This window comes from Saccharopolyspora sp. MMCC62 (assembly GCF_057736575.1).
Map to the genome: position 1 here is coordinate 79,296 of NZ_JBYKCM010000007.1, position 12,975 is coordinate 92,270.

Annotated in this window: 10 protein-coding genes; 5 read left to right on the forward strand and 5 right to left on the reverse strand. The window is 74.7% G+C overall.

Annotated elements, in window-relative coordinates; all coding sequences use genetic code 11:
- Positions 1 to 6 precede the first annotated feature (6 nt).
- Positions 7 to 1,167 (reverse strand): WXG100-like domain-containing protein, encoded by a 1,161-nt coding sequence (locus tag AC29IT_RS17685; protein WP_488219475.1) that lies wholly within the window; start codon positions 1,165 to 1,167, stop codon positions 7 to 9.
- A 250-nt stretch (positions 1,168 to 1,417) separates the two neighbouring features.
- Entirely contained in the window at positions 1,418 to 4,300 is a 2,883-nt protein-coding gene (locus tag AC29IT_RS17690; RefSeq protein ID WP_488219476.1) for an AfsR/SARP family transcriptional regulator, read from the reverse strand.
- 465 nt (positions 4,301 to 4,765) lie between these two features.
- Here AC29IT_RS17690 and AC29IT_RS17695 point away from each other — a divergent pair, with 465 nt between their 5' ends.
- Positions 4,766 to 5,335 (forward strand): GNAT family N-acetyltransferase, encoded by a 570-nt coding sequence (locus AC29IT_RS17695; RefSeq protein ID WP_358438194.1) that lies wholly within the window; start codon positions 4,766 to 4,768, stop codon positions 5,333 to 5,335.
- On the opposite strand, the gene AC29IT_RS17700 is transcribed toward AC29IT_RS17695, so the two are convergent.
- Positions 5,336 to 6,319, reverse strand: a complete 984-nt coding sequence (locus tag AC29IT_RS17700) for a cation diffusion facilitator family transporter (RefSeq protein ID WP_488219477.1) — start codon at positions 6,317 to 6,319, stop codon at positions 5,336 to 5,338. It abuts the gene before it with no gap.
- 80 nt (positions 6,320 to 6,399) lie between these two features.
- Here AC29IT_RS17700 and AC29IT_RS17705 point away from each other — a divergent pair, with 80 nt between their 5' ends.
- Together AC29IT_RS17705 and AC29IT_RS17710 are read left to right on the forward strand one after the other, a co-directional pair.
- Positions 6,400 to 7,332, forward strand: coding sequence for a magnesium transporter CorA family protein (locus tag AC29IT_RS17705; protein WP_488219478.1), 933 nt, complete (start codon positions 6,400 to 6,402; stop codon positions 7,330 to 7,332).
- Positions 7,333 to 7,416: 84 nt separating this feature from the next.
- Positions 7,417 to 8,313: an alpha/beta hydrolase gene (locus AC29IT_RS17710; RefSeq protein WP_488219479.1), complete on the forward strand. Its 897-nt coding sequence runs from the start codon at positions 7,417 to 7,419 to the stop codon at positions 8,311 to 8,313.
- A 124-nt stretch (positions 8,314 to 8,437) separates the two neighbouring features.
- Here AC29IT_RS17710 and AC29IT_RS17715 read toward each other — a convergent pair whose 3' ends face one another.
- Complete coding sequence (locus AC29IT_RS17715) at positions 8,438 to 9,604, reverse strand: FAD-dependent monooxygenase (RefSeq protein ID WP_488219480.1); 1,167 nt, start codon at positions 9,602 to 9,604, stop codon at positions 8,438 to 8,440.
- Positions 9,605 to 9,920: 316 nt separating this feature from the next.
- On the reverse strand, positions 9,921 to 10,457 hold the full coding sequence (locus AC29IT_RS17720) for a hypothetical protein (protein WP_488219481.1): 537 nt from the start codon (positions 10,455 to 10,457) through the stop codon (positions 9,921 to 9,923).
- Between the two features lie 592 nt (positions 10,458 to 11,049).
- Between AC29IT_RS17720 and AC29IT_RS17725 the strand changes: the two genes are divergently transcribed.
- Positions 11,050 to 12,357, forward strand: coding sequence for a flavin monoamine oxidase family protein (locus AC29IT_RS17725; protein ID WP_488219482.1), 1,308 nt, complete (start codon positions 11,050 to 11,052; stop codon positions 12,355 to 12,357).
- A 37-nt stretch (positions 12,358 to 12,394) separates the two neighbouring features.
- Positions 12,395 to 12,901 (forward strand): flavin reductase family protein, encoded by a 507-nt coding sequence (locus AC29IT_RS17730; RefSeq protein ID WP_488219483.1) that lies wholly within the window; start codon positions 12,395 to 12,397, stop codon positions 12,899 to 12,901.
- Positions 12,902 to 12,975 lie beyond the last annotated feature (74 nt).

Here is a 12,975-nt window from a genome sequence, read left to right on the forward strand (position 1 = left end):
CGATCCTCACTCCCCGATGACCGGGGGCATCACCGGCTCGTCCACGTCGAAGAGCCGCTGGTCGACGACGGGCAACCGGTTGCGGTGCTCGCCGGACTCCTCCTCCCGGCCCCGGGATCCCACCCCGGCCGGACCCATGCCGCCGCGCCCGCCGGACCGCGCCGCGGAGGAGGCGCCGGGCACGGCGCCGCCGAACCGCCCGGCGTTGCCACCGATCCCGGCACGCCCGCCGGGAGCGAGCGCCGCGTCGAGCGGTCCGCTGCCGACGAGCTTCCCCCACGGCACGCCGCCGAGCCCGCCGCCCGCACCGGTCGCGGCACCGGCGCCGCCCGCGAACCCCGCCGCCGTCGTCGCCGCGGGTGCCCCCGCCTCGGCCGCACCCCCGGAGCCGGCCGAGGCGGAGGGGATGTCGCGGCTGCTGCCCGCGAGGCTCTGCTCGTAGCGCTGCATCACGTGCACCGCCTGCGCCTTCTGCTCGGCGGCCGCCACACCGGCGAGGAACGCGCTGCCCGCCCCGCCCGCGATGCCGCCGACGGCGGCGCCCATCATCGCGCCCGGCCCGGCGCCCACTCCCGCGGCGCCCGCGCCGAGCGCCCCGCCGACGACGGTGCCGACCGCGGTGCCCGCGGCCGATCCGGCGGAACCGGCGGCGACCGGGTCGATGCCGGGCTGCGGCATCTCGTTGCGCGCCGATTCGAGCGCATCTCCCGCGTCCCGCGCCGCGCGCCCCACCGCGCCCGCGCGGGTGCCCGCGGCTCCGGTCCGCTCGCCGAGGTCGCCGAGCGCTCCCGAGGCCTGTCGGGCCGCGTGCCCGTCCCAGTTCCGCTCCAGCGCGCCCCGCTGGTCGCGCAATCCGTCGGCGTGGCCGCTGAGCTCGGTGCCGTGGCGCTGCCACTCGTCGGCGACCTGGGCGACGTCCCCGACGTCGGCGCCCTGCCACAGCATGTCGTAGAGCTGCTGGTGCGAGTACGCGTTCCAGTTCGTCCCGCCCTCGGCGAGCGGCGAACCGAAGTAGCCCTCCCACACGTTGCGCAGCGCTTCGACCAGCGGCCGCGCCAGTTCCCCCACCGGTCCGGCCTGCGCGAGCACCGCCACGGCCGCGTCGGCGAGGTCCTGCACCCCGTCCGAGGCCGTGCTGATCAGCTCGTCGGCACCGTTGTCCGCCATGTCCCGTTCCATTCCCCCAGGCGTGCGTGGAAAGCGACGGGGACGAACCTAGGCGGCGCCGATGATTTTTCGATGAAGTGCCCGGCCGCCGGTCACGCCGGAGCGCGCTCCAGCAACGCGAGGACGTCCGCCGAGCGACCGGTTTCGCCGAGCACCGGGAAGATCGACCGGACCTGTTTTCGGCCGGGTCAGCCGACCCGGATCACGCGGCGGCACGATCGACCGCCTCCGGCCCGGGACGACTCGCGGATCAATCCAGGTCGCAGCTGCGCAGCGCCTCGCGGGCGGCGTCGCGCTCCGCGGTGCGCCCGGCGACCTCGGCGAGCGCCACCGCCGCCGCCAGGTGCTCGCGGGCCTCGTCGCGCAACCCCGCCAACAGGCAGGTCCGGCCGAGCCGGTCGCGGATCTCGACCTCCATCGAGGCGTGCCCGCGCGCCGGGAACAGCTCCAGGGCGCGCCGTTGGGCGGCGAGCGCGGCGGGGAGATCACCGCGCCCCCGCTCGGCCGAGCCGAGCCGGGTGAGGCTGGAGGTGAGCAGCCCCGGATCGGCCGAGAGCTCGGCCAGGTCGACGGCCTCGCGCAGCGCCTCCGCCGCCACGTCGAACTCGCCCAGCGCCAGCCGGACGCTGCCGGTGTGGCACCGCGCCCTGCCCATCATCGCGGTGCTGCCGAGCTTCTCCCCGAGCGCGTGCAGGTCCGCGAACCAGCGCAGCGCCACCTCGTGCTCCCCGCCGAGGTGCCGCAGGTAGCCGATGACCGAGCCCGCGCGCTCCACCAGCCGGTCGTCGCCGAGCTCGGTGGCGGTCCGGACCGCCTCGTCCAGCGCGGCGAGACCGGCGTCGCGGGCATCGGACATCGCGGTGGCCATGCCGATCCCCACCTGCGCGCGGGCCTCCTCCGCGCGGTCCCCGCGGCGGCGCGCGGTGGCCGCGGCGTCCTCGAACAGGGTCAGCGCCTGCGGGTACCGGCAGCGGGCGATCTCGACGGCGCCGAGGCTGGAGCGCAGCGCGGCGGGCATCCGCTGGTCGGTGGCCGCGGGCAGGTGGTCCAGCGCGATCCGCACCGCGCGGTGGCACTCGTGGGCCCTGCCCCGCGGCAGCAGCTGGTCCACGACGGCCTCCGCGATCCAGCAGGCGTGGTCGACGTGTCCGGTGGCGACCGCGTAGGCGACCACGTCGGACAGGTCCCCCGCCGAGTCCAGCCAGTCCGCCGCCTCCCGCATCCCGCGGAACGGTGCCGGGGCGGCGGGGACCGCCTCGCCCGCACAGCGCGCCGCGGCCAGGTGCAGGTCCAGCAGCCGCCCGGCGGCCGCGGTCGTCTCGGCCGGCGCACCGGCGGCGAGGCGGCGGGCGAACACCGCGACCAGGTCGTGCAGCCGGTACCGGCCGGCGACCGGCTGCTGCACCAGGTTGGCGTCGACGAGGTTCTCCAGCATCCGCAGCGCCTCCGCGGGCTCGCGGTCCAGCATGGCGGCGACCGCGATGCAGTCCACTTCGGACGCGGGAGCACTGCTCAGCGCGCGGAAGGCGGCGCGCTCCGCGACGGGAATCCGCCGGTACGACAACAGGAAAGCGGCTTCGACGCTGCGGTCGCCCGCGGTGAGCTCGCCGAGCCTCGCCTCGTCCCCGACGAGCCGCGCCACCAGATCACCCGCGGTCCACATCGGACGGTTCTGCAGCCGGGCACCCGCGATGCGCAGCGCCAGCGGCAACCGCCCGCACAACCGCGCCAGTTCCTCGACCGCGGCGCGTTCCTGCTCGTCGCGCGGTTCTCCGATGACGCCGCCGAGCAGCCCGCGCGCCGCAGCCGCGTCCAGCGGGCCGAGCGAGAGGTGGTGCGCCGCGTCGAGCCCGGCCAGCCTGCGGCGGCTGGTCACCAGCACCCGGCTGCCGGGCCCCGCGGGCAGCAGCGGCCGCACCTGCGCGGCGCTCGTCGCGTCGTCGAGGACCAGCAGCAACCGCAGCGGAGCCGTCGCCGCGCGCCAGGAAGCCGCCAGCTCGTCCACGTCGTCCGGGATGGTGCCGTCGTCGATCCCGACGGCGCGCAGCAACCGCCGCAGCACGCGTTCGGGCGGCAGCGGTGCGCGGTCCTCGCGGTGGCCGTGCAGGTCCACGAACAGGCAGCCCGCCGGGCAGTGCGCGCGCAGCGCGCGGGCGGCGGTGACGGCCAGCGCGGTCTTGCCCGATCCGGCGACGCCGTCCACCGCGGCGACGGGCACCGCACCGGGAACGGTACCGGTGAGCAGCGCGAGCTCCTGCTCCCGGCCGGCCAGCGGCCCCACGTCGACGGGCAGTTCGTCGCGGGCGGCGGGGCGGGCCACGACTGCCGGGCGCCGCGGGGTGAGCGCCGCGTCGTCGTCGAGCAGCACCGCCCGCTGCACCCGCTGCGCTACCGCGCCCGGCTCGACGCCGAGGTCGGCCACCATCCGCTCCCGCAGGTCGGTGAACACCGTCAGCGCGTCCGCGCGCCGGCCGCTGCCGTGCAGCGCCCGCATCAGCAGCACCGCGAGCGCCTCGTCGCCGGGGTGGTCGACGACGAGCGCCGAGAGCGCACCGACCGCGTCGACGTGCCTGCCCAGCTCCAGCAGGCATTCCGCCCGGCGCCGCGCGAGCGCGATGCGGTGCTCCGCCCACTCGCGCCGCCGGGCCGCGGCGAACGGGCCGGGCAGGCCGGGCAGGGGTTCGCCGTCGAACAGGGCGAGCGCGTCCGCGCAGCTGCGCGCCGCGGTCTCCGGGTCCCCGGCCTGCTGCGCGCGGTGCGCCGCGGCGGCCAGCTCGTCGAGCCGCGCCGAGTCCAGCACCACCCCGGCGCCGTGGAACCGGTAACCGCCCCGGTCGGCGCTGATCACCGGGTCCCGCTCGGTGGCACCGAGGATCTTGCGCAGCCGGTACACGTAGCCGGGCACGACCTTCGGCCCGGTCCCCGGCGGTTCGTCGCCCCAGACCGCGTCGAGCAGCCGCTGCCTGCTGGTGGTCACGTCCGGGTGCAGCAGCAGGCGCACCAGGAACGCCTGCTGGCGCACCGGCCCGAGATCGAGCGGCACCGCACCGCGCCAGGCCCGCAGCGGGCCGAGGACGGTGAAGCCGAGCCCGGTGCCGGGCACCGGACGATCGCCCTCCCGCTCCGCCGACATGATCCGGAGCTTACGGGCCCGCCGTCCGCCGGAGGCCCGGTTCACCGGCACAGCCCCGGCGTTCAGCGCACCTCGCCCAACCGCCGGTCCCGCACGGCCCGCTCGCACGTTCGCCGTCCGCCGAGCCTGGCGTGCAGCGCGGTGATCGGCGCGCCGTCGTGGTGCGAGGCGAACCAGCTCCGGGTCCGACTCGGCGAGCACCTGCCGGAACCGCTGCTCGGCGAGCGGCCCGAGCCACCACCTGGCGGCTCCGCTTCACCCTCGACGGCGATCCGGTGGCGCGCGCCCGCTTCCTCGGGCCGGAGTGCGGTTGGTGCACCACTCCTGATTGGACGGTGGCGACCCGCGGCTTCTGATCTCGCCGGGGCGCGCATTGCCAACCCCGCGCAACAATGGTTAGGCTAACCTAACTAGAGCAGGACGCGGTCGATCGAGCAGGCCCGCTCGCAACCCGACGGAGGCACCATGGCGTGGAGCAGGACCCCGCAGGACATCTCGTTCAGCACCTTCGACCTGAACTGGGGTTTCCTCGCCATCCGGCCCATCGACGTGCGCAGCGACGTGACGCTGCTGCACCGGTGGCTGATCGACCCGCGCACCACGCCGCGCTCGCCGAGCCGGGTGTCCCGGGTGCGGCGGCTGCTCGAAGCGATGCTGGTGGATCCGGAACGGCGCCTGTACCTCGGGTTCCGCGACGACATCCCGGCGTTCCTGTTCGAGACGTTCCGCCCCGAGCACGATCCGCAGGCGCCGCGGCCGGGCGCGGTCGGCGTCCGCTTGCTGTCCACCCCCGGCGAGGACGAGGCGCACGGGTTCGCCACCGCGGTGCTGCGCACCATCGCCAAGCTCGTCCTCGACGACCCGGCCCACGACCGGGTCGTGCTCGAGTCCGATGTGGCCGAAGCGCGGCTGACCCGGCTCGCCGCCGGTTTCCACGCCGAGCAGCGGATCACCGCGCACGGCAGGGAGATCTTCGTGAGCACCTGCTCCCGCGCCGACCTGCGCGCCGAGTACGACCTGGAGGCCGCGGGCTGATCAGCCCGGTTCCCGGTCCAGGCCGAGCCGGGCGAGCCTGCGGGCGCGCACGTGCGGGTCCGCGCGCGGCACCGGCTCCAGGAAGATCTCGTCGAGGTCCGGGAACCGGTCGCGCAGCTCGTCGTCCAGCTGCACGCACAGCCGCTCCACGTCGCCCGCGGTGAGGCTGTCCCGGAAGTCGAGCCGGGCGCACAGCAGCACCCGGTCGGTGCCGGTCATCATCGTCATCAGCTCCACGACGGCGCTGATGCCCTCGTGCCCGTCGAGGTGATCGCGGACGCCGCGCACCAGCTTCGGACCGGCGGCGCGGCCGATCAGCAGCCCCATGTTGGCGTGGCCGAGCGCGTAGGCGACCCCGGCCAGCAGCACGCCGATCAGCAGCGACGCCACGCCGTCCCACACCCCGGAGCCGGTCAGCTGGTGCAGGCCGACGCCGGCGAACGCCAGCAGCAGCCCGATCAGCGCGGCCCCGTCCTCGAAGAACACGGTGACCACCGTCGGGTCGTCGCTGCCGCGCATCCAGCGCAGGAACGTGGTGCCCTCCGCCTTCGCCTCGGCGCGGACCTGGAGCACGGCCCGCAGCCACGAGGTGCCTTCGAGCAGGAACGCGCCGCCGAGCACCGCGTAGGCGACCCACGGCAGGGTCTGCTCGGACTCGCCGCTCGCGACGGTGCGCACGCCCTCGATGATGGCGAACACCCCGCCGGAGACGAAGATCGACACGGCGGCGATCAGCGCCCAGAAGTAGCGGGCCTTGCCGTAGCCGAACGGGTGGCGCCGGTCGGCGGGGCGGGACGAGCGCCGCAACCCGGTCAGCAGCAGGCCCTGCGTGGTGGTGTCGGCCGCCGAGTGCGCCGCCTCCGCCAGCATCGCCCCGGAGCCGGTGATCAGGCCCGCCACCAGCTTGAGCAGCCCGATCGCCAGGTTCGCGCCCAGCGCGAGCAGCACCGTCGCCGTGCTCTCCCCGTTCTGCTCCTCGGCCATCGGGCGATCGTAGAACAGCCGACCGGCCGGGGACGCGCATCGCACCGCGGGCAGATCGGGTGCGCTGCTAGCGTCGGCGGATGGACATCCTGCAGTCGGTCGACGTCGAGCGGATGCGGCAGCTGCGCGCCCGGGGCGAGTTCTTCTGGCTGGACCTGACGGACCCGACCGGCGACGAGCTGACCACCGTCAGCTCCCTGTTCGACATGCACGCGCTGGCCATCGAGGACAGCCACGAGTTCGGCCAGCGCGCCAAGATCGACGAGTACGAGCACGGTTCGCTGCTGGTGTTCTTCGGCGCCGAACCCCGCGAGCACGGACGGCCCGCACTGGTCGAAGTCCACCTGCACCTGTCCGAGCAGGCGCTGATCACCGTCAAGCGGACCAAGCTGACCGCGGTGGACGACGCGGTGCGCCACCTGTCCGAGAACCCGCCGGAGCGGCTGGCCGAGGCGGTGCACGCGGTCCTCGACGCGCTCACCGACAGCCTGCTGACCGCGCTCGAAGGCTTCGACGACGACATCGACTCGCTGCACGACGCGGTGGCGCTGCAACCCACGCCCGCCACCCGCAGGCGGATCTTCGCGCTGCGCCGCCAGCTGTCCCGGATGCGGCAGGTCGTGGTGCCGCAGCGGGACCTCCTCGCGCCCGGCGGCACCGTCCTGGACGTGGTGCCCGCGCTGCGCGGTTCGGCGGCGTCCATCCGGGACGTGCACGACCACCTGGACCAGGCGACGCGGCTGCTCGGGTCCTACCGGGAGCAGCTGGCGAGCCTGCTCGACCTGTACCTGGCGGAGGTCTCCACCCGGCTCAACGAGTTCATGCGGCGGCTGTCGGTGATCGCCACCGTGTTCCTGCCGCTGTCGTTCTTCGTCGGCTTCTTCGGCATGAACTTCGGCTGGATGCAGGACCAGATCGCGCCCGCCTGGACGTTCTTCGTGTTCGGCATCGGGCTGCTGGTCGCCTCCGGCGCGGTCGTGGCCTGGTACCTGCGGCGCACCGGCACCCGCTGACCTCCGGGCCTCCACCGGGACGACGGGCTCGGCGGAATCGGCGAGTCCGCCGTTCGGGGCCGTTCCGGGCGGTAGCGTCGAACGATGCCCTTCGACGGAGCCCGGTCGGCCTCGCCGATCGACGAGACGCGGGCCTTCTACGCCCGGCGCACCCCCGGCCGCGGCCCGAGCGACGCGGACGAGCTCCGGTCGATGCGCGCGGCCGCGCCCGCTCCCACACCTTCGGACCCGCCTGCGCGGACCGAACTCGCGGCGAGCGGTGGGCATGCGGTCCCGGTCCGGGTGCAGCTGCCGCGCGCGGGTTCGCCGGCGGGGGTGCTGCTCGACATCCACGGCGGCGGCTTCTACCTGGGGTCGGCCGCCGACCACGACGTCCGGAACCAGGACCTGGCGGACGCGCTCGGCATCGCGGTGGTCGGCGTCGACTACCGGCTCGCACCGGAGGATCCGTGGCCCGCCGCACCCGAGGACTGCGCGACGGCGGCCCGGTGGCTCGTTGACCACGCCGCCCGGCGGTTCGGCACGACCCGCCTCGCGATCGGCGGGTTCTCCGCGGGCGCGACGCTGGCGATGACCACCCTCGTGCGGCTGCGCGACCGGGGAGTCGACGCGTTCGGCTCCGCCGTCCTCCAGTTCGGGACCTACGACCTGAGCGGGCGGACGCCGAGCGGGCGGTTGATCGCCGACGAGTACTTCATCGAGGCCTACGCGGGCCGCGCACCGGACCGCACTCACCCGGACGTGTCGCCGATCTACGCCGACCTCGCCGGCCTGCCACCGGTGCAGCTGATCGTCGGCGCCGAGGACGTGCTGCTCGGCGACAACCGCGCCATGGCCGCGCGGCTGGCCGCGGCCGGTGTCGACGTCGACCTGCGCGTCTACCCCGCCGCACCGCACGGCTTCACCGCCCACCCGACCCCGATGGCCGACGCCGCACGCGCCGACCTGCGGCGGTGGCTCGCCGAACACCTCACCGCGTGACGAGCGGGACCGGCGGCGCGGCGCCTCTTCGCCGGAGACCGAATCCGCTGCTCGGCGCAGGCGGAAGAATGCCGGGCCGCCGGTGCCCGTCGCCGACGTGCCGCGGGGCGGCTCGATGCGCGCTCTACCGGCGAGTGGCGGCGGCTCGGGCGTCGTGGGAGTGGATCCAGTGCAGGGTGGTGCCGATGCCGGTCAGCTGGTCGTCGCGGCGGGCCGCTTCCGCACCGTCGGGCAGGTGCAGCAGGTCGGAGGCCACCCAGGAGCTGCGCTGCACCGCGCGGGTGCGAGCGCGCCGCAGCCGGGCGTAGCGGCGCAGGGCGGTGCCGCGGTCATCGGCGCGGAGGCATTCGGCGAGGGTCACGGCGTCCTCGATGGTCTGGTTCGCGCCCTGCCCGTGGTGCGGCAGCATCGCGTGCGCCGCGTCGCCGAGCAGCACCGCGCCGCCCCGGTACCAGCGGTTCAGCGCCCGCTGTCCGAACAGCGCCCAGCGCTGCGGCAGCGAGGTTCGCTCGACCAGTTCCCGCACGCCCGGGTGCCAGTCCGCGAACCGGTCCCGGATCTTCGCCACCGGCACGTCCTCGGTCCAGCCCGGCGCGGACCACTGCTCGGGTTCGTGCACGACGGCCAGGAAGTTCACCGTGGAGCCGTCGCCGATCGGGTAGTGCAGCAGGTGCGCTCCCGGGCCCATCCAGAACTGGATGGCCTGCGGATCGGGCAGCGACGGCAGCTGCTCGACCGGCACCAGTCCGCGGAATCCGCTGGTGCCCGAGTAGGTGGCGGGGTCCTCGCCGGTCACCCAGCGCCGGACGGCGGAGTGCACGCCATCGGCGCCGACGACCACCTCGGCTTCGGTGGCTGATCCGTCGGCGAATTCGAGGCGGTGGCCGGAACCGGACGCGGAGATCCCGACCAGCCTGCGGCCGAGCCGGACCCGGCCCCCGCATTCCGCGGCGAGCAGTCGTTGCAGGTCGGCGCGGTGCACGCCGTAGTACGGGGCGCCGAAGCGGCGTTCGTAGTCGGCGGCGACCGGGTGGTCGTGCACCCGGGCACCGCTGTCCCAGCGCCGGTAGATCAGCTCGGTGGGCACCGCGCCGCAGCGGGCCAGCCCCTCGCCCAGGCCGAGCTCGCGCAGCACCCGGGTGCCGTTCGCGGACAGCGCCACGGCCGCGCCGACTTCGCGCAGCTCGGAGGCCTGCTCGTGCACTTCCGCGTCCACTCCGCGCCGCCGCAGCGCCAGCGCGAGCGTGAGCCCGCCGATCCCGCCGCCGATGATCGCGACCGGTGCCGCCATCGTCCTGCCACCCCGATTCCCACAAGATCGTTCGTGTACGTACGGACACTGCGGAGCATCTGCCCGATCGCCCACCCGGTCAAGACCCCTTGGACGCCCGTCACAACGCCCGCCTCCCGAACCCGGCACCCGGCCCCGCTGACGGAGGAACCCGCGAGCCCGCCCGGAACCACCGGCGGGTTCAGGGCGATTCCCCTGCGAGGAAGCCGGTTCCACCGCATCCGGGCGCGGCAGGGAAGAGCGCGGCCGCCCCCGAAGGGTCGGACGGCGAAGAACCACCGAACGCCGGCCCTCGAACCCCGCTGCACGCTTCCCGTCAGGCGAACTCGGCGACCCACAGCTGCATGCCGTCGTCGAGCGCGAGCCTGTGCAGCACCGCGTCGGCGGAGGCGGCGGAGACCGGTTCCCCGAACACCACGTCCTGCATCGCGCACATCGCCCGCACGTCCGGCTCGGCCGTCACCCGGCGCAGCGCGACGCCCGCGGGCAGCGGCACATCGGCGATGAGCGACCGGACCGCGCCGAGCATGATGGATTCCGGCGGATCCGGGATGAATCCGGCCGCGAGCAGGGCGTCGTGCAGGCCGGGCGCGCGGTCGTGGCCGCGGGTCTTCCACTCGACGCGCTCGATCGCCGGGTCGGCCCGGTAGTGCGCGAGGACCTGGTCGACCAGCCGCCGCACCTGTTCGGCGTCGGCGCCGCCGAGGTCGCGGTAGGTGACGAACCCGCGCCCGCCCGCGTAGGTGGCCAGCCGCAGCGGGCCGAGCCGGGTCACCGCCGATGCGCCGGGGATCTCCGCGTCGGTGCGCAGCTGGTCGTCGTAGGCCGCGAGCAGGGTCGCCGAATCGTCCACGCCGATCATCTTCGGCGGCGCGACCGGGGCGGACAACCGGTTTTGCGCGCGGCGGCGCGGTTCCCGGGACGGGCTGGACGGTTCCCCGGACCCGGCTGGACGGTTCCCCCGGGCCCAGCCGGACGGTTCCCCCGGGCCCAGCTAGACGGCCCCCGGGCCCGACCGGACTGCCGCTCAAGGACCGGCCGAACGATCCCCGGGGACCGGCGGCGCGACCGCCCGCTCCCGGACACCACGGCCCCGGAGGCCGGGAGACGCCCGCTGAACGGCCGACACGGTCACTGTTCGCACCCAAGTGGACCGTTCGTTCACTTACCGAACACCCCATTCGGAGTAGCTCGCATCCACCCCGGGGCCGTGTCAAGGATCGGGTTCCCGATACATCCTCGGAAAAACCCCTCGACGCGAGTCTTGACGCGGCGAAATCCCCGGGTCCACAATACGCTCGTTCCGTTCATATATTGAACGTTCTGTTCCTAGAACGAACACCTGAATCCCCTCCCGCGGTGCGCGCCCCCGGGCCACCACCGCGACCCCGCCCTGCCCACCGGCACGAACGCGCCCGGTCCGCCGAGCGCCGCACCGACGACGAATGGAGTGCAGAACCGTGACCGAAGAAACCGACGTCATCGTGGTCGGTGGCGGTGTCTCCGGCCTCATCGCGGCTCGCGAGCTCAGCGGGCGCGGGCTGCGGGTCACCGTGCTGGAGGCCAGGGACCGGCTCGGTGGCCGGGTGTGGACCGACCACCGGCTCGGCCGCGACCTGGAGATCGGCGGCACCTGGCTGCACTGGGTGCAGCCGCACGCGTGGGCCGAGGTCAGCCGCTACGGCCTGGAGGTCACCCGCGGGCCGCGCCCGGAGGAGGCCTACTGGCTGGCGGGCGACGAGGTGCGCACCGGCGACCTCGACGAGTTCATGCGGCTCATCGACCCGGGGATGCGGCGGCTGCTGGACGAGACCATGCGGCGCATCCCCCGCCCCGACCGGCCCGCGGCGGGCGCCGAGATCGCCGAGGTCGACGGGTTCAGCGTCCAGGACAAGCTCGACGAGCTCGACCTGCCCGTCGAGGAGTACCGGGCGAACGAAGCCGCCTGGGTCGGGCACTTCAACGCCCCGCTGCAGGACGGCGCGTTCACCGCCGCGCTGCGCTGGACCGCCGCCACCGCCGGATCCTGGCACCTGATGCACGAGGCCTCCGCCGTGTTCCGGCTCGCCGCCGGGACCAAGGCGCTGGTCTCGGCGATCGCCGCCGACGCCGACGCGGACATCCGCACCGGCACCGAGGTCCGGCGGATCGAGCACGACGCCGACGGCGCCACCGTCACCACCGCCGCGGGCGACCGGCTCCGGGCGCGCCGGGTGGTGCTGACGCTGCCGCAGAACATCCTCGGCGAACTGGACGTCTCCCCCGCCCTGTGCGCCGAGAAGCGCGCCGCGACCGAAGAGCGGACCGCATCGCGGGGCGTGAAGGCGTGGATCCGGGTCCGCGGCCCGATCCGCCCGTTCTTCGCCTACTCCTCCGCCGAGCACCCGCTGTCGGTGGTGCGCACCGAGTTCAACGGCGAAGAGGACGCGGTGCTGGTCGCCTTCGGCGCCGACTCGGAGCGGATCTCCCCGAACGACATCGACGCCGTGCGCGCCGCACTGCGCGTGTGGCGCGACGACCTCGACGTGCTCGAGGTCTCCGGGCACGACTGGATGGCCGACCCGCACTCGCGGGAGACCTGGCTGATGCAGCGGCCGAACCAGCTCACCCGGTACTTCGAAGCCCAGCGGCGCCCCGAAGGCGCCCTCCACTTCGCGGGCGGCGACGTCGCCTCGCTGTGGGCGGGCTTCATCGACGGGGCCGTCGAGAGCGGCCTGCGCGTGGCGCGCGAAATCGGCAGCGACCTGCGCTGAAACACCCATGACCCGCACCGGAAGAGGAGGCACCACCATGGCACCGTCGACTTCGATCATCGAGCCGCGCCAGTTCCGCGACGTGATGGGACATCTGCCCACCGGCGTCGTCGTCGTGGCCGGTCGCGACCACGAGCGCGGGATGCCCGCCGGGCTCGTCGTCGGCACCTTCCAATCGCTGTCGCTGGACCCGCCGCTGGTGTGCTTCAGCGTCGCCACCAGCTCCCGCAGCTGGCCGAAGATCCGCCCGAGCGGCTTCTTCAGCGCCAGCGTGCTCACCGACGGGCAGGACGCGGTGTGCCGCGCGATGTCCGGCAAGCAGGAGGACAAGTTCGCCGAGGTGGACTGGCAGGAATCCGTCGACGGCAGCCCCCAGATCATGGGCGCGCACGCCTGGATCGACTGCCGCACCGTGCAGGAGCTCGAAGGCGGCGACCACCTCATCGTGATCGGCGAGGTCCGCGGCATGGCCACCGGGAGCGGTGACCCGCTGGTGTTCCACCGCGGCAGGTTCGGCGGCTACCGCGAACCCCTGCACGCCTGATCGTTGCCCGGCACCGCCGGGTCCTCTCCCGCTTGATCGTTCCCCCGGCACCGCCGGGCCCTCTCCCCGCTACC

What these genes read in the sequence shown, in the direction of transcription:
- AC29IT_RS17685 (WP_488219475.1), bottom strand. Translation starts at nt 1,167, where the DNA reads ATGGCGGACAACGGTGCCGACGAGCTGATCAGCACGGCCTCGGACGGG.
- AC29IT_RS17690 (WP_488219476.1), bottom strand. Translation starts at nt 4,300, where the DNA reads ATGTCGGCGGAGCGGGAGGGCGATCGTCCGGTGCCCGGCACCGGGCTC.
- AC29IT_RS17695 (WP_358438194.1), top strand. Translation starts at nt 4,766, where the DNA reads ATGGCGTGGAGCAGGACCCCGCAGGACATCTCGTTCAGCACCTTCGAC.
- AC29IT_RS17700 (WP_488219477.1), bottom strand. Translation starts at nt 6,319, where the DNA reads ATGGCCGAGGAGCAGAACGGGGAGAGCACGGCGACGGTGCTGCTCGCG.
- AC29IT_RS17705 (WP_488219478.1), top strand. Translation starts at nt 6,400, where the DNA reads ATGGACATCCTGCAGTCGGTCGACGTCGAGCGGATGCGGCAGCTGCGC.
- AC29IT_RS17710 (WP_488219479.1), top strand. Translation starts at nt 7,417, where the DNA reads ATGCCCTTCGACGGAGCCCGGTCGGCCTCGCCGATCGACGAGACGCGG.
- AC29IT_RS17715 (WP_488219480.1), bottom strand. Translation starts at nt 9,604, where the DNA reads ATGGCGGCACCGGTCGCGATCATCGGCGGCGGGATCGGCGGGCTCACG.
- AC29IT_RS17725 (WP_488219482.1), top strand. Translation starts at nt 11,050, where the DNA reads ATGGAGTGCAGAACCGTGACCGAAGAAACCGACGTCATCGTGGTCGGT.
- AC29IT_RS17730 (WP_488219483.1), top strand. Translation starts at nt 12,395, where the DNA reads ATGGCACCGTCGACTTCGATCATCGAGCCGCGCCAGTTCCGCGACGTG.